Annotated in this window: 9 protein-coding genes, 3 tRNA genes, 3 rRNA genes and 1 pseudogene; 11 read left to right on the plus strand and 5 right to left on the minus strand. The window is 61.3% G+C overall.

Annotated elements, in window-relative coordinates; genetic code table 11:
• Positions 1-109: 109 nt before the first annotated feature.
• The 3 genes from G5S42_RS14075 to G5S42_RS14085 all read left to right on the plus strand — a co-directional run bounded on the left by G5S42_RS14075 (position 110) and on the right by G5S42_RS14085 (position 4,371).
• Complete coding sequence (locus G5S42_RS14075; protein ID WP_176107282.1) at positions 110-1,282, plus strand: NAD(P)/FAD-dependent oxidoreductase; 1,173 nt, start codon at positions 110-112, stop codon at positions 1,280-1,282.
• 156 nt (positions 1,283-1,438) lie between these two features.
• Complete coding sequence (locus tag G5S42_RS14080) at positions 1,439-2,647, plus strand: aminotransferase-like domain-containing protein (RefSeq protein ID WP_176107283.1); 1,209 nt, start codon at positions 1,439-1,441, stop codon at positions 2,645-2,647.
• A gap of 620 nt (positions 2,648-3,267) precedes the next feature.
• Complete coding sequence (locus G5S42_RS14085) at positions 3,268-4,371, plus strand: YjgN family protein (RefSeq protein ID WP_176107284.1); 1,104 nt, start codon at positions 3,268-3,270, stop codon at positions 4,369-4,371.
• Positions 4,372-4,703: 332 nt separating this feature from the next.
• Here G5S42_RS14085 and rpoD read toward each other — a convergent pair whose 3' ends face one another.
• On the minus strand, positions 4,704-6,701 hold the full coding sequence (rpoD, locus tag G5S42_RS14090) for an RNA polymerase sigma factor RpoD (RefSeq protein ID WP_176107285.1): 1,998 nt from the start codon (positions 6,699-6,701) through the stop codon (positions 4,704-4,706).
• A gap of 728 nt (positions 6,702-7,429) precedes the next feature.
• Here rpoD and G5S42_RS14095 point away from each other — a divergent pair.
• From G5S42_RS14095 to rrf, 5 genes are all read left to right on the plus strand, one after another.
• A 16S ribosomal RNA gene (locus tag G5S42_RS14095) occupies positions 7,430-8,960 on the plus strand.
• Positions 8,961-9,034: 74 nt separating this feature from the next.
• A tRNA-Ile gene (locus G5S42_RS14100) sits at positions 9,035-9,111 on the plus strand.
• Between the two features lie 47 nt (positions 9,112-9,158).
• Positions 9,159-9,234 (plus strand) — tRNA-Ala (locus tag G5S42_RS14105).
• Between the two features lie 314 nt (positions 9,235-9,548).
• A 23S ribosomal RNA gene (locus G5S42_RS14110) occupies positions 9,549-12,431 on the plus strand.
• Positions 12,432-12,633: 202 nt separating this feature from the next.
• A 5S ribosomal RNA gene (rrf, locus tag G5S42_RS14115) occupies positions 12,634-12,747 on the plus strand.
• The 16S, 23S and 5S rRNA genes sit together here with 2 tRNA genes alongside, the layout of an rRNA operon.
• A gap of 179 nt (positions 12,748-12,926) precedes the next feature.
• Here the strand turns inward: rrf and G5S42_RS14120 are convergent.
• The gene (locus G5S42_RS14120) at positions 12,927-13,388 is read right to left on the minus strand and encodes a hypothetical protein (RefSeq protein WP_176110519.1); all 462 of its coding nucleotides are present in this window, start codon (positions 13,386-13,388) and stop codon (positions 12,927-12,929) included.
• A gap of 615 nt (positions 13,389-14,003) precedes the next feature.
• Between G5S42_RS14120 and G5S42_RS14125 the strand changes: the two genes are divergently transcribed.
• The 3 genes and pseudogenes from G5S42_RS14125 to dhaK all read left to right on the plus strand — a co-directional run bounded on the left by G5S42_RS14125 (position 14,004) and on the right by dhaK (position 17,637).
• Positions 14,004-15,494: a M81 family metallopeptidase gene (locus tag G5S42_RS14125; protein WP_176107286.1), complete on the plus strand. Its 1,491-nt coding sequence runs from the start codon at positions 14,004-14,006 to the stop codon at positions 15,492-15,494.
• Positions 15,495-15,572: 78 nt separating this feature from the next.
• Positions 15,573-15,649: transfer RNA gene (locus G5S42_RS14130), tRNA-Val, on the plus strand.
• A gap of 286 nt (positions 15,650-15,935) precedes the next feature.
• Positions 15,936-17,637, plus strand: a pseudogene (gene dhaK, locus G5S42_RS14135) (dihydroxyacetone kinase subunit DhaK).
• Between the two features lie 76 nt (positions 17,638-17,713).
• Here dhaK and G5S42_RS45175 read toward each other — a convergent pair.
• Genes G5S42_RS45175 through mnmH form a run of 3 tightly spaced genes read right to left on the minus strand, consistent with a single transcriptional unit; the run spans position 17,714 to position 20,033 of the window.
• Entirely contained in the window at positions 17,714-17,848 is a 135-nt protein-coding gene (locus tag G5S42_RS45175; protein WP_018424239.1) for a hypothetical protein, read from the minus strand.
• Positions 17,849-17,884: 36 nt separating this feature from the next.
• Positions 17,885-18,940, minus strand: a complete 1,056-nt coding sequence (locus G5S42_RS14140) for a permease (RefSeq protein ID WP_176107287.1) — start codon at positions 18,938-18,940, stop codon at positions 17,885-17,887.
• A 25-nt stretch (positions 18,941-18,965) separates the two neighbouring features.
• Positions 18,966-20,033 (minus strand): tRNA 2-selenouridine(34) synthase MnmH, encoded by a 1,068-nt coding sequence (gene mnmH, locus G5S42_RS14145; protein ID WP_176107288.1) that lies wholly within the window; start codon positions 20,031-20,033, stop codon positions 18,966-18,968.
• Between the last annotated feature and the right edge of the window lie 60 nt (positions 20,034-20,093).

Below are 20,093 nucleotides of genomic sequence, written 5' to 3' on the forward strand. Positions count from 1 at the left end.
GCGCAAGTGTGACGCCGCCGTCAGGCGTGCCACGGCCGCGCGTTGCAGATAGCAATCCGTTTGCGCCGCCCGGCGTTCCGGAGCGGCCACGTTACTCGTGGAGTAAGACGTGAGTTCGAAAGTCGTGATCGTCGGCGGTGGGGTGATCGGCAGTTCGATTGCGTATTTCTTGCGGCTGTCCGATCCGACAGTCGGCGTCACGGTGATCGAACGCGATCCGACCTATGCGCGTTCGTCGTCGGCCTTGTCGGCGGCGTCGATCCGGCAGCAATTTTCTACGCCGCTTTCCATTCAGATGTCGCTGTTCGGCATCGAGTTTCTGCGCTCGATCGGCGAGCGGCTGGAAGTCGACGGCACGCGGCCGTCGATCGATCTGCACGAAGGCGGCTACCTGTTTCTCGCGACATCGGCCGGTGAAGCGACGCTGCGCGAGAATCACGCGCTGCAAACAAGCCTCGGCGCGGATATCAGCCTGCTCGACACGCATGGCTTGCAAACGCGCTTCCCCTGGCTCAATACCGACGATCTCGTTGCCGGCGCTTTTGGCGAAAGCGGCGAGGGCTGGTTCGACGGCTACGGTCTCGTGCAGGCGCTGCGCAAGAAAGCGCAGGCGCTCGGCGCGCGCTATGTCGCGGCCGACGTCACCGCGCTGCATCGCGACGGCAGCCGTGTCACGCAGGTACGAACCGCGGACGGCGAGACCTATGCTTGCGATGTCGTCGTCAACGCGGCCGGCGCGTGGTCGCGCAAGGTCGCGCAGATGATCGGCATCGACCTGCCCGTCTATGCGCGGCGGCGCAGTATCTTCAACGTCACGTCGCCGGCAAGGCTCGAACGCTGCCCGCTGCTGATCGATCCGAGCGGCGTGTACTTCCGGCCCGAAGGCAATTCTTACATCTGCGGCACGTCGCCATCGGCCGATAACGACCCCGACGATTTACCGCTCGACGAAGTCGATCACGCGCTATTCGACGACGTGATCTGGCCGACGCTCGCGAATCGCGTGCCGCAATTCGAGGCGCTGCGCGTGCAGAACTGCTGGTCCGGCTATTACGAATACAACGTGCTCGATCAGAACGCGATCATTGGACATCATCCGGATGTCGAAAACTGCATCTTCGCGAACGGCTTCAGCGGCCACGGTTTGCAGCAAGGCCCGGCAACCGGACGCGGCATCAGCGAATTGATTCTGCATGGCCGCTATGCGACGCTCGACCTCGGTTCACTGAGCTTCGCGCGTGTGCTTGAAAACCGGCCGATCATCGAGAAGAACGTGGTGTAGCTAGCGCCCCTATATGGCCCGATGCGGGGTCATGCGGAAAACGCAATAAGTAGTGCATAGATATCGTTTGCCGCAGATCCCGCCGATGGCCACAATCGACGCCGATCGTCTTCGACATCCCAATCGATATCACACGAGAGGCAGGCGGCCGTCATCATGTTCTCATTCAATCCCGCATTCGAAGCACCGAGCGGCTCGCCGATCCGCGAGCTGTTCAAATACCTCGCGCAGCCCGGCATGATCTCGTTCGCCGGCGGCTATCCGGCGAGCGACCTGTTCGACCGTGAAGGACTCGATGCCGCGGCCGCGCGCGCCTCGCATCAGCCGACGCTGTGTCTGCAATACGGCCCCACCGATGGCATCGCGGTCCTCAAGGAACAGCTTGCACAGCTGATGGCACGGCGCGGCGCGTCATGCACGCCAACAGACCTGCTCGTGACGACCGGTTCGCAACAAGGCTTCGATCTGCTGCTGCGGGTGATGGTGGCGCCCGGCGACGTCGTGCTCATCGAGCAGCCCGCGTATCCGGCCACGTTGCAGGCGCTGAAGCTGCAACAGGCCGACGTCGTCACGGTGCCCGTCGATCAGCACGGACTCGACGTCGCGAAGCTCGCCGCAGTGCTCGAATCGGGCACGCTGCGTCGCGCTCCCAAGCTGCTGTACACAGTGCCGACCTTCGCGAATCCGACTGGCGCGACGTTGTCGCTCGAACGTCGAATCGCATTGTTGAGCCTTGCGGCGCGCTATCGGTTCATGATCGTCGAAGACGATCCGTATGGTGATCTGCGTTTCGATGGCACGGCAGTGCCTTCGCTTTTCGCGTTGAGCGGGCAGGTGCCCGGTTCGCGCGACTGGGTCGTGCATTTTTCGAGTCTGTCGAAGATCGTCGCGCCGGGTTTGCGGGTCGGCTGGATGGTCGCGCACGCGGAGATCGTGCGGCGCTGCGTGGTCGCCAAGCAGACGGTCGATCTGTGCAGCGCGCCGTGGACCCAGGTGATCGCCGCCGAGTACCTCGCGAGCGGCGCGTTGGAGCGTCATCTGCCGCGCATCATCGATGCATATGCCGTGAAATGCCGCGCGCTATGCGATGCGCTCGACACGCATCTCGCGCAGCAGATCGCGTTTCATCGTCCGGCCGGCGGCATGTTCGTGTGGGCGCGTCTGAATGCGGCGCGGGATGCGTCCGACTATCTGCGCATGTGCATCGAACAGAACGTGATGTTCGTGCCGGGCGTCGCGTTTTACAAGGACGCGGTCGATAGGGCGGCGCTGCGTCTGTCGTTTGCCGCGCCCGGGGTCGAGGAGATCGAAACCGGCGTGCATCGAATGAAGCGCGCGCTCGAGCTGTACTTCGAGGGGCAATAAAACCCGCAATGCATCAATACAATCAGCGCAGTGCGGAAGATTACCCGGCGAGCATCTAATGTGCAGCCGGGTTTTTTTATTCCAATGCCAAAAATTGCGACGATTTAGCAGAATTCACCGCATTCCTTATTAATTGTGAATTGCGTTGCGTGCGAATACGCAATCGTTTTCGTCCGCGTATGCCGCGCCATCAGGTCGGCCGTGGCAAGCCGCGGGCGAGGCTGCAGGATTGCCACGGCGGGGGCGCACTCGCGAGTGGACCGTCAAATGATCGCCCCCAATGAAATCGTTATTGCGCGCGTTAATTCAAGATTATGCGAATTGAATAAATTCGCGCCTTGCCAAATTTCGTAATGGAAGTGGCCGATTTATATGCGGAAATGCCATTTATAAAGATACGAAACCGTGTAATTATGTGTTTGCCGGTCGGTTTCCGTTTTGCGTGATTCCCTGCGTGTCTGAAAGACAGGTTTTGCATGGGCTCGCACCACGCGAGCCGGTCTTCGCACGGGAAAGCACCGTCGCCCGTCGCGTTCGCCCACGCATGCCGCATATGAGTGCCGCAAGAGTATGCGTGAGCGGGCCACAAAAACGTTAAACGAAGAAAAGAGGGCAACGCAATGAATTCACTCGACGAGAAGCGGCCGCTGCTGATCTACGACGGCACGCTCGGCGACCTCTACGGCATCTTTTTCAGAAGCCTTCTGCTGCAAATCGTGACGCTCGGCATTTACCGCTTCTGGGCGACCACGAACAACCGCCGCTATGTCTGGTCGCACATGCGCTTTCAGGACGAGCGCTTCGAGTACACCGGCACCGGGGGCGAGCTATTCAAGGGCTTTCTCGTCGCGATCGCGGTCGTGTTGGGCGCGACGTTCGCGGCTGGCGCGCTGAGTGTGGTCTTGCGCATGCAGACGAAAAGCGCGGCACTCGGTTCGTTGCCTGTCGTCGCGTTTTATCTGCTGATCGTCGTGTTCGCGGCGGGCGCGTTTTTCAGCGCGCAGCGCTATCGGCTGAGCCGCACGCAGTGGTGCGGTGTTCGCGGCGGGATGACCGGCTCGGCGCTCGGCTACGGTGTGCGCGCGCTGCTGTATGCGCTGTTGTGCGTTGTCACGCTTGGCCAGATGTTGCCGTGGACGTCGATGCGTCTGACGGAGCGCCGCATCAACGCGAGCGGCTTCGGTAGCCTGGCGTTTCGCTTCAAGGGGCGCGCGCGGGTTGTCTACGGTCTGTTCCTCGTTACGTTCGTCGGCGTGGTCGCTCTTTTTGCGGTGCTGTTCATGGTGTTTCTGAAGGGCGCTCTCGCATCGATGCATGTCGGCCAGGTGTCGGGGGTGGGTGTGGCGCCGTGGCGGGCCGCGCTCGGATCGCTGTTTTTGTTTTATGCGCTGTTCTCGATCGGCACGATGCTGATCCGCGGCTTCTATGTCGCCGCGCTGACGCGCCATGTGATGGGTAATACGTCGCTCGGCTCGCAATTGCATTTCGGCAGCAACGTCAGCGTTGCGCGTCTGCTCGGCTTGCAGTGCGGCAACCTTGCGATCATCGTGTTCACGCTCGGCTGCGGCGCGCCGATCGTACTGCATCGGCTGATGCGCTTTGCCGCCGACACGCTGCAGGTTTCCGGCTACCTCGACGCGCACATGCTGGGGCAAAGCACCGTGGCTGCGCCGCTGACCGGCGAGGGCATGCTGAACCTGCTGGATCATGGTGGCGCCTTTTGAGCTTGGCCTCGCGTTGAGCGTGCGACGTTGGGCGGTGGATTGCACGGTGTGCGGCAACCGATAGGACACGCGACTCATCGAAGGCGCCAGCGCGAAACGCAGTACGCTCAATGAGTTAGCGCAGTCATGCGCAGCTTGTCCACAAGCTTGTTCCCAAAATCTGTGGACAACAGGGGAGACGCGAAGCGGAGAGCTCGCGCGCGTAAGGCTACCGGGAAGGTACAGCATAAAAGCAAACAGCGGGACTCACCGTCGACCGGTTCATCCCGCTGCTTGTGTATGACGACGTGTGTGACTTGCCGTGCGGCGCGCACGGCAAGCGTGGCAAACGCTTATCGGTCGAGGAACGACTTTAGACGGTCCGCGCGGCTCGGATGCATGAGCTTGCGCATCGCCTTGCTCTCGATCTGACGGATCCGCTCGCGCGTCACGTCGAACTGCTTGCCCACTTCTTCGAGCGTGTGATCCGACTTCGTGTTGATGCCGTAGCGCATGCGCAGCACCTTCGCTTCACGCGGCGACAGGGAATCGAGCGCGTCGTCGATTGCGGCACGCAGGTCGGCCTGCATCGCGGCATCCGCCGGCGACGACACGGCCGCGTCTTCGATCATGTCGCCCAGCGTCGCATCGCCGTCGTCGCCGACCGGCGTTTCGAGCGATACCGGTTGCTTCGCGATCTTCAGAATCCCGCGCACCTTCTCTTCCGACAACTCCATGCGTTCCGCGAGCACCGCCGGATGCGCTTCCTGGCCGGTCTGCTGCAGGATCTCGCGCGAAATGCGGTTCAGCTTGTTGATCGTTTCGATCATGTGCACCGGCACGCGGATCGTGCGGGCCTGATCGGCGAGCGAACGCGTGACGGCCTGGCGGACCCACCACGTCGCATACGTCGAAAACTTCCAGCCACGACGGTATTCGAACTTGTCCACGGCCTTCATCAGACCGATGTTGCCTTCCTGGATCAGGTCGAGGAACAGCATGCCGCGGTTCACGTACTTCTTCGCGATCGAGATCACGAGACGCAGGTTCGCCTCGATCATCTCGCTCTTGGCCTTGCGCATCTTCGATTCGGCCGCAACCATCTGGCGGTTGATCTCTTTCAGATGCTTGAGCGGCAGCGACACCGTCGCTTCGATGTCGATGAGCTTCTGCTGTTCGGACTGGATGGCCGGCAGATGACGCTCGAGCGCCGCACCATAGGTCGACGCGCCGGTGCGCGCGGCACGCTCGGTCCAGCCGAGATCGGCCTCGCTACCCGCGAACGTCTCGATGAACTTCTCGCGCGGCATGCCAGCCTTCGAGACGACGATCTGCAAGATGTTGCGCTCAATCGCGCGCACTTGCGCGACCTGGTGCTGCACGTCGCCGCACAGACGGTCGATCGTGCGTGCCGTGAAGCGGATCTTCGCGAGGTGCTGCTGAATGTCTTCGCGTGCGCGCAGATAGGCCTTCGAGGTTACGTCGCCGCGCGTGTGTGACGCGTTCATCTGGTCGAACAGAATGCCGACCTGGGCGAAGATTTCGAGGCAGTCGCTCGTGAGCTGCTTCAGGCGAGCTTCGTCCGCCGCCGACGAATCGGCCGGACCGACGTCGTCGTTGTCTTCATCTTCGCCGTCTTCGTCGGCATCGCTGTCTTCGTCGGCGTCCGCATCGGCACTCGCGACTTCTTCCGCGGCGGCCGTCTCTTCATTCAGACCGTCGACGAGTTCGTCGATGCGCAACTCGCCGTCGGCAACCTGCTGCGCGCTTGCGAGGATCGCGGAGATCGCGAGCGGGCATGCTGCGATCGCCTGCACCATTTCGTGCAGGCCGTCTTCGATTCGCTTCGCGATCGCAATTTCGCCCGCGCGGGTGAGCAGCTCAGTCGCGCCCATTTCGCGCATGTACATACGCACGGGGTCGGTGGTGCGGCCGAATTCAGAGTCGACGGTCGACAGCGCGACTTCGGTTTCCTCGTCGGCCTGGTCGTCCGACACCACGGCGGGGGAGTTCGAGTTGAGCAGCAGCGTTTCTGCGTCCGGGGCTTGCTCGTACACTTGCACGCCCATATCGCTGAACGCGCTGACGATGCTATCGATCGCGGCGGTTGCGGTGAAGTTGTCGGGCAGGTGGTCGTTGATCTGCGCGTGGGTCAGATAGCCTTGCTCTTTACCCAGCTGGATCAGTGCGCGCATCAGGCGCTGGCGTTCTTCGGCTTGTTGCGGCGGCAGCTCGGCTGCCACAGGGATCGCTTTGCCGGCGCCCTTGCCTTTGGCCGAACGGCCGGACGGAACTTTGGCAGTGAAGGCGGCGGTTTCGTGTTGCGAATCTTCGCGATCAAAAGGGTTCACGTAATTTCCTCTAGAGGCTTCGCTATGAGACGCAAGACGCTACCGTCAGGCGTTTCGAGCAGGGCTCAGCATCACCTGATGTGACTCAACGCGGTTGTTGGGCTGTGCTCTGGGGAGCAAAAAGATGAGCCCGCTCGAAGCGGGCCGATGGACATGCGAAATTTTGCGCGGCTCGCATTATATACGAGCTTGGGAGTTCGCGCTCATGGGTGCACATCAAATCATCGTCGCTGTTGTCGCATGCATGCGTGAGACTGCGCGGGTGCGGGGTCCGTGTGCATGCGCGGGACACGACGTAGATAGGGGCGCATTGGTCCTTGCACAAGGGGGCTTGCCGTTTTCGTATCTATAGGGGCCGTATCCCCACGTGCTGTCCCCAAAAGAAATTCGCAGAAGGGGCTTGACGGGTTGCCGACCGCTCTCCATAATCTCGCTTCTCTGCTGCAGACGCAGCGACGCAAACGAAGCAGTGCCGGGTGGTGGTAGTTCAGGCGCTGCGGGTTGGGCGGATCGATCTTTAAAAACTAACAGCCGATAAGTGTGGGCGCTTGATGCGGAATGCGGCGGCGGATCCGTTGGATCTGCTGCAAGGCAAAAGTATCAGAAGCCTCACACAGTATTAGAGGAAGGTTTTATCTGTCGAAAGACGGATTGATCATCGTCAGTACGTTGAGTGAGCGACCGGTTCATAAGCAGGAAACTGCGGAACCGAAAACAGTAACAGGTTTGAACTGAAGAGTTTGATCCTGGCTCAGATTGAACGCTGGCGGCATGCCTTACACATGCAAGTCGAACGGCAGCACGGACTTCGGTCTGGTGGCGAGTGGCGAACGGGTGAGTAATACATCGGAACGTGTCCTGGAGTGGGGGATAGCCCGGCGAAAGCCGGATTAATACCGCATACGCTCTGTGGAGGAAAGCGGGGGATCGCAAGACCTCGCGCTCAAGGGGCGGCCGATGGCAGATTAGGTAGTTGGTGGGGTAAAGGCCTACCAAGCCGACGATCTGTAGCTGGTCTGAGAGGACGACCAGCCACACTGGGACTGAGACACGGCCCAGACTCCTACGGGAGGCAGCAGTGGGGAATTTTGGACAATGGGCGCAAGCCTGATCCAGCAATGCCGCGTGTGTGAAGAAGGCCTTCGGGTTGTAAAGCACTTTTGTCCGGAAAGAAAACCTCGTGGCTAATATCCGTGAGGGATGACGGTACCGGAAGAATAAGCACCGGCTAACTACGTGCCAGCAGCCGCGGTAATACGTAGGGTGCGAGCGTTAATCGGAATTACTGGGCGTAAAGCGTGCGCAGGCGGTGCTGTAAGACCGATGTGAAATCCCCGGGCTTAACCTGGGAACTGCATTGGTGACTGCAGCGCTGGAGTATGGCAGAGGGGGGTGGAATTCCACGTGTAGCAGTGAAATGCGTAGAGATGTGGAGGAACACCGATGGCGAAGGCAGCCCCCTGGGCCAATACTGACGCTCATGCACGAAAGCGTGGGGAGCAAACAGGATTAGATACCCTGGTAGTCCACGCCCTAAACGATGTCAACTGGTTGTCGGGCCTTCATTGGCTTGGTAACGTAGCTAACGCGTGAAGTTGACCGCCTGGGGAGTACGGTCGCAAGATTAAAACTCAAAGGAATTGACGGGGACCCGCACAAGCGGTGGATGATGTGGATTAATTCGATGCAACGCGAAAAACCTTACCTACCCTTGACATGGATGGAATCCTGCTGAGAGGCGGGAGTGCCCGAAAGGGAGCCATCACACAGGTGCTGCATGGCTGTCGTCAGCTCGTGTCGTGAGATGTTGGGTTAAGTCCCGCAACGAGCGCAACCCTTGTCCCTAGTTGCTACGCAAGAGCACTCCAGGGAGACTGCCGGTGACAAACCGGAGGAAGGTGGGGATGACGTCAAGTCCTCATGGCCCTTATGGGTAGGGCTTCACACGTCATACAATGGTCGGAACAGAGGGTTGCCAAGCCGCGAGGTGGAGCCAATCCCAGAAAACCGATCGTAGTCCGGATCGCACTCTGCAACTCGAGTGCGTGAAGCTGGAATCGCTAGTAATCGCGGATCAGCATGCCGCGGTGAATACGTTCCCGGGTCTTGTACACACCGCCCGTCACACCATGGGAGTGGGTTTTACCAGAAGTGGCTAGTCTAACCGCAAGGAGGACGGTCACCACGGTAGGATTCATGACTGGGGTGAAGTCGTAACAAGGTAGCCGTATCGGAAGGTGCGGCTGGATCACCTCCTTTCCAGAGCTTGCATTGCTGCGCAAGCGCTCACGCTTATCGGCTGTGGTTTAGAGAAGCAACGCAGACAGACTCAGGGGTCTGTAGCTCAGTCGGTTAGAGCACCGTCTTGATAAGGCGGGGGTCGATGGTTCGAATCCATCCAGACCCACCATCTTTGTCTGTGGTGCTGACTGGGACACCCTTGAGTAGGGTATGACCGGGGGATTAGCTCAGCTGGGAGAGCACCTGCTTTGCAAGCAGGGGGTCGTCGGTTCGATCCCGTCATCCTCCACCAATCCTCAATGCGCAGGGTTCTGCATGAAGGCAGAGCGTTGCGCATTGGCGATTGAGCCAGTCAGCGCGAGGTGAGGCAACTCACCATCGGCTGTCGTTCTTTAACAATCAGGAAGAAGTAGTAAAGAGATTCACGAAAGCGTACCTGGAGATGGGTGCGTGAGTAGGTGAATCAGGGTTGTGATTGTATCGATGTATTTTAAAGGTGATCGAGAGATCGCTTTGGAATACGGCGCAACACGAATACTCAACCTGTAGCGTGTGTGAAAAACGCTGCCTTCCCAGTGAAGGTGGTGAGAGACACACCCGTTATAGGGTCAAGCGAACAAGTGCATGTGGTGGATGCCTTGGCGATCACAGGCGATGAAGGACGCGGTAGCCTGCGAAAAGCTCCGGGGAGCTGGCAAACGAGCTTTGATCCGGAGATGTCCGAATGGGGAAACCCACTCCTAATGGAGTATCCGTAGCTGAATCCATAGGCTACGTGAAGCGAACGCGGTGAACTGAAACATCTAAGTAACCGCAGGAAAAGAAATCAACCGAGATTCCCAAAGTAGTGGCGAGCGAAATGGGATCAGCCTGTACTCTTTATTCTCATTGTTAGTCGAACGCTCTGGAAAGTGCGGCCATAGCAGGTGATAGCCCTGTAGACGAAAACAGCGGGAAAGAACTGGGTGTACGAGAAGTAGGGCGGGACACGTGAAATCCTGTCTGAAGATGGGGGGACCATCCTCCAAGGCTAAATACTCGTGATCGACCGATAGTGAACCAGTACCGTGAGGGAAAGGCGAAAAGAACCCCGGGAGGGGAGTGAAACAGATCCTGAAACCGCATGCATACAAACAGTCGGAGCCTCGTAAGGGGTGACGGCGTACCTTTTGTATAATGGGTCAGCGACTTACATTCAGTGGCGAGCTTAACCGATTAGGGCAGGCGTAGCGAAAGCGAGTCCGAACAGGGCGTCCAGTCGCTGGGTGTAGACCCGAAACCAGGTGATCTATCCATGGCCAGGTTGAAGGCACGGTAACACGTGCTGGAGGACCGAACCCACTAACGTTGAAAAAGTTAGGGGATGAGCTGTGGATAGGGGTGAAAGGCTAAACAAACCCGAAATAGCTGGTTCTCTCCGAAAACTATTTAGGTAGTGCCTCGTGTCTCACCTTCGGGGGTAGAGCACTGTCATGGTTGTGGGGTCCATTGCGGATTACTACGCCATAGCAAACTCCGAATACCGAAGAGTGCAATCACGGGAGACAGACATCGGGTGCTAACGTCCGGTGTCAAGAGGGAAACAACCCAGACCGCCAGCTAAGGTCCCCAAATATGGCTAAGTGGGAAACGAAGTGGGAAGGCTAAAACAGTCAGGAGGTTGGCTTAGAAGCAGCCACCCTTTAAAGAAAGCGTAATAGCTCACTGATCGAGTCGTCCTGCGCGGAAGATGTAACGGGGCTAAGCCATATACCGAAGCTGCGGATGCACATTTATGTGCATGGTAGGAGAGCGTTCCGTAAGCCTGCGAAGGTGCACTGGAAAGTGTGCTGGAGGTATCGGAAGTGCGAATGCTGACATGAGTAGCGATAAAGGGGGTGAAAGGCCCCCTCGCCGTAAGCTCAAGGTTTCCTACGCAACGTTCATCGGCGTAGGGTGAGTCGGCCCCTAAGGCGAGGCAGAAATGCGTAGCTGATGGGAAGCAGATTAATATTTCTGCACCATTGTGAAATGCGATGGGGGGGACGGATCGCGGAAGGTTGTCCGGGTGTTGGAAGTCCCGGTCGCTGCATTGGAGAGGGTGCCTTGGCAAATCCGGGCACAGGACTCAAGGGTGTGGCGCGAGCTTCTTCGGAAGCGAAGCAACTGGAAGGGGTTCCGGGAAAAAGCCTCTAAGCTTCAGTTTCACAGTGACCGTACCGCAAACCGACACAGGTGGGCGAGATGAGTATTCTAAGGCGCTTGAGAGAACTCGGGAGAAGGAACTCGGCAAATTGGTACCGTAACTTCGGGATAAGGTACGCCCTGGTAGCTTGACTGGCCTGCGCCAGGAGGGTGAAGGGGTTGCAATAAACTGGTGGCTGCGACTGTTTAATAAAAACACAGCACTCTGCAAACACGAAAGTGGACGTATAGGGTGTGACGCCTGCCCGGTGCCGGAAGATTAAATGATGGGGTGCAAGCTCCTGATTGAAGTCCCGGTAAACGGCGGCCGTAACTATAACGGTCCTAAGGTAGCGAAATTCCTTGTCGGGTAAGTTCCGACCTGCACGAATGGCGTAACGATGGCCACACTGTCTCCTCCCGAGACTCAGCGAAGTTGAAGTGTTTGTGATGATGCAATCTCCCCGCGGCTAGACGGAAAGACCCCATGAACCTTTACTGTAGCTTTGCATTGGACTTTGAACCGGTCTGTGTAGGATAGGTGGGAGGCTGTGAAGCGTGAACGCCAGTTTGCGTGGAGCCGTCCTTGAAATACCACCCTGATCTGTTTGAGGTTCTAACCTTGGTCCGTGATCCGGATCGGGGACAGTGCATGGTAGGCAGTTTGACTGGGGCGGTCTCCTCCCAAAGTGTAACGGAGGAGTACGAAGGTACGCTAGGTACGGTCGGAAATCGTGCTGATAGTGCAATGGCATAAGCGTGCTTGACTGTGAGACTGACAAGTCGAACAGGTGCGAAAGCAGGTCATAGTGATCCGGTGGTTCTGTATGGAAGGGCCATCGCTCAACGGATAAAAGGTACTCTGGGGATAACAGGCTGATACCGCCCAAGAGTTCATATCGACGGCGGTGTTTGGCACCTCGATGTCGGCTCATCTCATCCGGGGCTGTAGCCGGTCCCAAGGGTATGGCTGTTCGCCATTTAAAGAGGTACGTGAGCTGGGTTTAAAACGTCGTGAGACAGTTTGGTCCCCTATCTCGCCGTGGGCGCTGGATATTTGAAGGGGGCTGCTCCTAGTACGAGAGGACCGGAGTGGACGAACCTCTGGTGTACCGGTTGTCACGCCAGTGGCATCGCCGGGTAGCTATGTTCGGAAGAGATAACCGCTGAAAGCATCTAAGCGGGAAACTCGCCTTAAGATGAGATATCCCCGGGGCTTCGAGCCCCTTGAAGGGTCGTTCAAGACCAGGACGTTGATAGGTCAGGTGTGCACGTACAGTAATGTACTGAGCTAACTGATACTAATTGCCCGTAAGGCTTGATCCTATAACAGGTGTGTCTCGACACCCGTTAGCGCTTTAGCGCTTACGGGTGTCCGATCCCCGAAGGGGATGAAGACATGCAGTTTGAGATCAGTGTTGTGCCAGCAACAACACAACCCCAAACACACGAATCCTTTACGCTTCTTCCCGATTGGCTGTGGCGCCGGGTTGAGCCCAACCCGACAGCGACGCAGCAACCCGTCATGCCTGATGACCATAGCGAGTCGGTCCCACCCCTTCCCATCCCGAACAGGACCGTGAAACGACTCCACGCCGATGATAGTGCGGATTGCCCGTGTGAAAGTAGGTAATCGTCAGGCTCCCCCAAAGCCAGAAACCCCACCGCCCAGCGGTGGGGTTTCTGCGTTTACGCGGCCAATTCCGCGCGCTTCACTACTTTCCGATCCGCAGCGCATCCGCATAACCCGGAGACTTCCGACACGTTCGTCCAAAATCCGTGTCCTTCTGGCTCAGGCGGTCAGCACTTCCTCCAAAACCGCTATGCCCGCTTACGCGCCAGCGCTCGATCGGATCCCCCTGCGATAAAGCGGTCTAGTCTCTCACTGGCCTCCGTAATCGCCCAAAGCGGAGCGCGATGCAGCTGCCGATCGTACCTCGTAGCGATCGATGCAAAGAGCTCGAATCCCGCTTCGTCCAGCTTCCATTCGTCGCGTTCCCGACCTGCGTCGAACACCATCGCCGAGGCGCGATCCGCGGCGTGGAGTTCTTCATGGCTCATCGAGCCGAAGCCCGCATCGGCGAGATACCTGGTCAACAGCATGATCTGCGTGAGTGTCTGTGCATCGCTCTTCGTGCCGACGCCGCGGCGCAATGCGTCGAGCGACAGATGAACTCGTAACGCGAGATCGTCGGCGATCTGGCGCGCGATGGGCAACAGCATGGCTTTGGCATGCCGCGCGCGGGCGGCGCCAGAGTTGCGGAAAGGAATCGGTTGTGCCATGGAGATCCAAGGGGTTTGCCTGAGCACATGCAATAACGGCGCGCTTCGCAAAAGGTTGAGCCTTCATTGCGTTTTACCCGCTTCCTTCGACGAAAACGTTTGCTGGCGACCACTTGCGCGCAGATTGCCGGCATGTCGCGGCGTCCGTAGTCGAGCGGATTGACACCTAAATCGCCCGCGGTGCGCCGTTCGCTACCCTCGAATCCAGCGGTTTTCCCTCCCATCCTCGCCCACGGAAAGGCGTCGCCGCATTGCCGCCTCGCGGACGTCCGGCCGTCAGCCTCCGCCAAACCTCTCTATCATGACAACTGGAACAACGCCGACCAGCAAGCCGGAACGGAGCAGGTCCCGTCGGCAAGCGCCATCCAGTTGCGTTCGACCCGGGGAGCATCGAAGCGGGCTCCACGCGGCGAACCGCATCGGGCGCGCGATCATGCGCCGCGTCGCCGCGCCACGGTCGGCTGGCTCGAGGTGTTCGCGACGATCTTCGTTCCGTGCAAGGACGGCATCAGCCACGACGAAATCGAGGACGCGCGCCGATCATCTGGAAGCCGGCTTCAAGGTGCTGCTGCAGGTGATGCTGAGCGCCGCGTCGAGGACAGGGAGCGTACGCGTATGAAGATCCTGATCGCACGAATGAACCACGAGACCAACACGTTCTCGCCGGTAGAAACCCCGCTGGCCGCATTCGGCCGCACCGGTCCCAGCTACGGCGGCGCCGCGTTCGACGAAAACAAGGGCATGCAAACCGCGATGGCCGCGTTCATCGACGCCGCCGAGCGCGTGCACGCCGAAATCGTGACGCCGATCTCCGCCATGGCGAATCCGAGTGGGCCGGTGGACGCCGCAGCCTACGATACGATCTGCGACGCAATCCTGGCAGGCGCGACCGGTTGCGACGCGGTGATGCTCGATCTGCACGGCGCGATGGTCGCCGAGAACTCGGCCGACGGCGAAGGGGATCTGCTCGCGCGCGTGCGTGCGTCGTTGCCGCACGCGCGGATCGCGGTCGCACTCGATCTGCACGGCAACGTCACGCAAAAGATGATCGACAACGCCGACATCATCGTCAGTTTCAAAACCTATCCGCACGTCGACATGTACGAGACTGGCGCGCACGCGGCGCGCCTGCTGTTCGACATGATCGACGGCCACGCGAAGCCGGTGATCGCGTGGCGTCAACCGCCGCTGCTCACGCACACGCTGCGCAGCGCGAGCGCCGACGGCGCGATGAAACGCGCGCTCGACGCCGCGCGCGCCGCCGAGGCCGACGGCATGCTCGCGGTGTCGGTGCTGGCGGGCTTCTCGCTCGCCGATATCGACGCGCCATGCATTAGCGTCGTTGTAGTGGGCAATGGCGAGCGCGCGGATGCCGAGGCGGTCGCCGAGCGTGTCGCGCGACAGATCTGGGACGAGCGCGACGATTTCGTCTATTGCAGCGCGCCGCTTGCCGAATCGGTCGCGCGGGCGGCGTCGCTCGCGCGCGGCGCCGACAAACCGGTGCTGCTGCTCGATCACGGCGACAACTGCATGTCAGGCGGCACGTGCGACACGATGGATCTGCTCGAGGAAGCATTGAAGCAGGGCCTCGAAGATATCGTCAGCGGGCCGTTGTGCGACCCGCAGGCGGTCGCGGCCCTGGCGGCCTCGGGGGTCGGAAGCACGGTCACGCTCGCGATCGGCAACAAGCTGACAAACGATGCTTTGCCCTCGCGTTCGCCGCTCGCCCTGACCGGCGTCGTGCGCGCGCTGACGGACGGCGAATACGTGATCAGCGGTCCGACCTACACCGGCCAACGCGCGTACATGGGGCGTGCGGCAGTGCTCGACGCCGGCACGGTGAAACTCGTCGTGACCGAACACACGCATGAGCCGTGGGATCTCGGCGTGTTCGAGAGCGTCGGCATCGATCCGCGCCGCGCGCGTTTTCTGCTGCTCAAATCACGCATGTATTGCCGGCCGGTCTTCGTGCCGATCGCGGCGGCGCTCGTCGAATGCGATAGTCGCGGCGTCACGAGTTCGGACTACAGTCTGTTCAGATTCGAGCGCGTGAAACGGCCGGTTTATCCATTGGACCCTGACACCGAATGGACCGCGACCAACTGATCAACACGCATGCGATCCGATAAATCGCCGCAAGGGCTTGTGAAGTCTGCAACGAGTCTCTATAATTCGCGCCTCTAAAGGCTCGTAGCTCAGTTGGTTAGAGCACCACCTTGACATGGTGGGGGTCGTTGGTTCGAATCCAATCGAGCCTACCAACGCATCTGTGACGTAGACGCAAGCGGTTCCGCTTTCGTCTACGGTCCAGTCAAATCCATCCCGTCGTTCCCGCAGTTTCGCCGTTCGGCATCACGTCCCCTTCGTTTTCGTTCTCCGCTCGTGGCTCGCAGCTCGCGCACATTTGCGCGTTCTCTGCCGCTGTTGCGTCGTCGTTCGACAATGCGCGGTACAGTTAGTCCTTCCGCTTTCGCCGACGACCCGACTGCCGTTGCCATCGCATCATTCGATCATGCGCTGCCGGCAGCATCCAACGGAGCTGACGCAATGAAGAAGCTCATCAACGATGTGTCCACCGTGGTCCCCGACATGCTCGACGGGCTCATCGCCCTCAATCCCCAGCTCTCGCTGTTGCAGGGCGGCACGATCGTGTTGCGCGCCGATGCCGAGGCCGTGGCCGCGCGTGGCGAGGTCGCGCTGATCTCCGGCGGCGGCTCGGGCCACGAGCCTGCGCACGGCGGCTACGTCGGCCACGGCATGCTGAGCGCGGCGGTGGCCGGCGAGATCTTCACATCGCCATCCACCGACGCCGTGCTCGACGCAATCCGAGCGGTGGCCGGCCCCGCAGGCGTGTTGCTGATCGTCAAGAATTACACGGGCGACCGCTTCAACTTCGGCCTCGCGGCCGAAATCGCGCGCGCCGAGGGCATTCCCGTCGAGATGATGATCGTCGCCGACGACGTCGCGCTGAGCGCGAGCGGCGATCACGCGGGCCGTCGCGGACTCGCGGGCACGGTGCTGGTTCATAAGATCGCGGGCGCGGCGGCCGCGCGCGGATTGCCGTTGCCCGAAGTCGCGCGGATCGCCAAAGAAGCGGCCGCGTCGCTCGGCACGATGGGCGTCGCGCTGACGCCGTGCACGGTGCCGGCCGCGGGCAAGCCGGGCTTCGAACTGGGCGATCGCGAAATCGAATGGGGCCTCGGCATTCATGGCGAACCCGGGGTGGCGCGCGGTGCGCTGGAACCGGCCGATGCGATGGTCGGCAAGCTGCTGGCAAAGATCATCGACGATCTCGCGTTGCAGGCCGGCGAGCGCGTCGCGCTGCTCGTCAACAATCTTGGCGGCACCCCATCGAGCGAGCTCCACGTGGTAGCCGGCGCCGCGCTGCGCGAGCTTGCCGGGCGCGGCATCGAAGTTGCGCGCGTGGGCCGGCACGTTCCTGAGCGCGCTCGAAATGGCTGGCGTGTCGCTGACGCTGCTGCGGGTCGATGACGAACGGCTGAGCCTGCTCGACGCCGCCTCGCATACGAGCGCATGGCCCGCGCTGAGCGGCCGCGTCGCGCAGGTCGCGGTGCGTGCGGCGCCACCCGCGCCGCCAGGCGCGAGCGGCGCGACGCTTGCGCGTGACGCGACGCTGCGGCGAGCGATCGAAGCGGTCTGCGAGTGCCTGCTGGCAGCCGAACCGATATTGACCGAACTGGACCAGCGCGTCGGCGACGGCGACCTCGGCATCAGCCTCGCGCGCGGCGCACGCGCGGTGCAGCTCGAACTCGATTCCTACGCGTCCGCAACCACGCCGAGCGCGGTGTTGCGCGGCATCTCGGCGACGCTGCGGCGCGTGGTGGGCGGTACGTCGGGTCCGCTATACGCGGTGATGCTGTTGCGCGCGGCGGCCGCGCTCGAACCGTCGGGCGGGGCCACGGCACGGCAATGGGCGACGGCGTTCAGCGCCGGTGTCGATGGAATGATGGAACTCGGAGGCGCGACGCCGGGCGATCGCACGATGGTCGATGCGCTGAAGCCCGCCGCCGACGCGCTGTATGACGCACTCGCTCAGGGCGCGTCGACGGATGCCGCATTGCAAGCCGCCGTCTGTGCGGCAATCGATGGCACGTCGCGTACCGCTTCGATGCATCCGCGCCGCGGGCGTTCGAGTTATGTCGGCGAGCGAGCGATCGGTCATGTGGACCCGGGCGCGCACGCGGTGGTGTTGTGGCTCGCGGCGATTGGCGAGGCCCTTTCGGGTTAGGCGCGGGCGAACGCGAACGCTACCGCGAACGCAACGGGCAAACGAGCTTGCACGGACGAGAAAAACAACGACCCCTTCAAGGCCGCAGCAGATCGAACCCCGCGAAAGCAACGACGCCGCTCAGCGCGATCAGCGCCACCGAGTGCTGTCCAACGTACAGCAGCCCGGCGGCGGACCAACACGTGACGGCGAAAGCGGCGATACGTTTCATGCATCCTTCTTCTACGAGTCGAACTCAAATACCGGCTCAAAAGCCCAGCGCAACGGCCAGCAAACCACTGACGACACCGCACACCACCACCGCACAGGCCACCACCGTCAGCACGCGCCGCGGAAACGACCGCGCGAGCATCGCGAGCGACGGCACGCTGACGAGCGGCAGCGTCATCAGCAGTGCGCCGGCGGGGCCGGCGGCCATGCCGAACGACAGCATCGCCTGAATGATCGGCACCTCACCCGCGGTCGGAATCACGAACAGCGTGCCGGCGACCGACAGCGCGATGATCCACAGCAGGCTGTTGTCGACGTCCGGGCCGACGTGCGGAAACAGCCATGCGCGCGCCGCGCCGAGAATCAGCACGAGCACGATGTATTCCGGCACGAGCCGCAGCGTCATGCGCCCGAGAATCGAGACCCAGCGCGAGAACGCGGTGCCCGGATCGTCGGCGCTGACCAGTTGCGCGACGGCTTCTCGCGACGCTTGCGCTTCCTGCGGCGTGATCATGCGGTTCACGAGGTAGCCGAGGCCGAACACCATCACGACGCCGAGCGCGAGGCGCAGGCCCATCCACTGCCAGCCGAGCACGAAGCCCATGAAAATCAGCGTCGCGGGATTCAGCGCGGTGTTACCGAGCCAAAAAGCAATCGCCGCGCCCGGCGCCGCTTCGCGCGCGCGCAGGCCGGCGACGACCGGCGCCGCGCAGCAGGTGCACATCATGCCAGGCAACGACATCAGGCCGCCTTTGACGACACTGTTGAAGTCGGCGCGACCGAGCGCACGCGCGACCCACTGCGGCGGAATCAGCGCTTGCACCGCGGAGCCGAGCAGCAGGCCAAGCACCATCGCCTGCCAGATCGCCTTGCCGTACGCGAGCGCGAAGTCGATCGCGGCCTGCCACGAGGCCGCCGGCGCGCTCGCGGACGTGCCCATCAGGATCGACTTGCCGATCGAATGCTGGCTCGCGGCGACGAACGCGCGGTTGTAGTACGGAAACCACTTCACATAGAAGAGGCCGACGACGGCGATCAGCAGGAAGACGATCCAGCCAAACGTGACGCGAGGTTGCCGAAGGGTTGATTGCATGATGGTTCTTAAATGTCGTTGTGAGTCAACCGAGGACTAGCGTACGGGTGTCGAGCTGCGCGAGCAGCGTTTTCGCCTGCTCGACGACGTCGGCGTCGTTCGGGCGGAAATGGAGTTGCAGCGCATTCGGCAGCTGATCGAAATGCTGGCCGCTGCTGCGCGCGTACGCGGGATCGTAGTGAAGTTCGATCAGTTCGTGCGCGAGCTCGGCGCGCCGGTTGTCGTCGACGAGCCGCTGCCAGCCCGCGACCCGCTCGCGGCTGTGCAGGCCGATCAACCGTTCCAGCTGTCCCTTGAAGTAGTCGGGATGCTCGAACAGATGCGCGTAATCCTGCAGGAGAAACGCCGCGCGATCCTCGCGGCTCGAACGCACCTCGACGCACGCGCCGCGATGAAACGTTTCGAGCAGCGCGAGCGGCAGCGTGACGGAGCCGATGCGCCGGCTTTCCGCCTCGACGAACACCGGCCGGTTCACGTCGAAGTCTTGCAGCGCGGTGACGAGCAGCGTGTCGAAACGCTTTTGCGACGGCTGCTGCACGCCCGTGTACGCGCCGAGCAGCGAGCCGCGATGCGAGGCGAGCGCCTCGAGGTCGAGCGTTTGCGCGCCGGCCTCATGCAGCGCCGACAGCAGCCGTGTCTTGCCGCTGCCGGTCGGGCCGACGAGCGCGATGTAGCTGAAACGGCGCGGCAGGGTTTCGAGCCTCTCCAGCGTGGCGCGCCGGTAGCTCTTGTAGCCGCCCTCGAGTTGCCGCGCCGACCAGCCGATCATGTTGAACAGCGTCGTGACCGACCCCGAGCGCTTGCCGCCGCGCCAGCAGTAGATCAGCGGGCGCCAGTTGCGCGGCCGGTCGGCGAACGTGGTTTCCAGATGATGCGCGATGTTGCGCGCGACGAGCGCCGCTCCGAGCCGCGTGCCCTCGAACGGCGACACCTGCTTGTAGGTCGTGCCGACCAGCACGCGTTCCTCGTTGCTCAGCACTGGCGCGTTGGTCGCGCCCGGAATATGGTCTTCCTCGAACTCGAGCGGCGTGCGAACGTCGACGATTTCATCGAAATCGCCGGCTTTATCGAGGCTGACTAGAAGACTTTTCAAGGGAGTAGGGACGAAACGGACCGCGGGAAGACCGAAATTATCGCATGCGCGGCTCGTTCG

The organism is Paraburkholderia youngii (assembly GCF_013366925.1).
Lineage (GTDB): Bacteria > Pseudomonadota > Gammaproteobacteria > Burkholderiales > Burkholderiaceae > Paraburkholderia > Paraburkholderia youngii.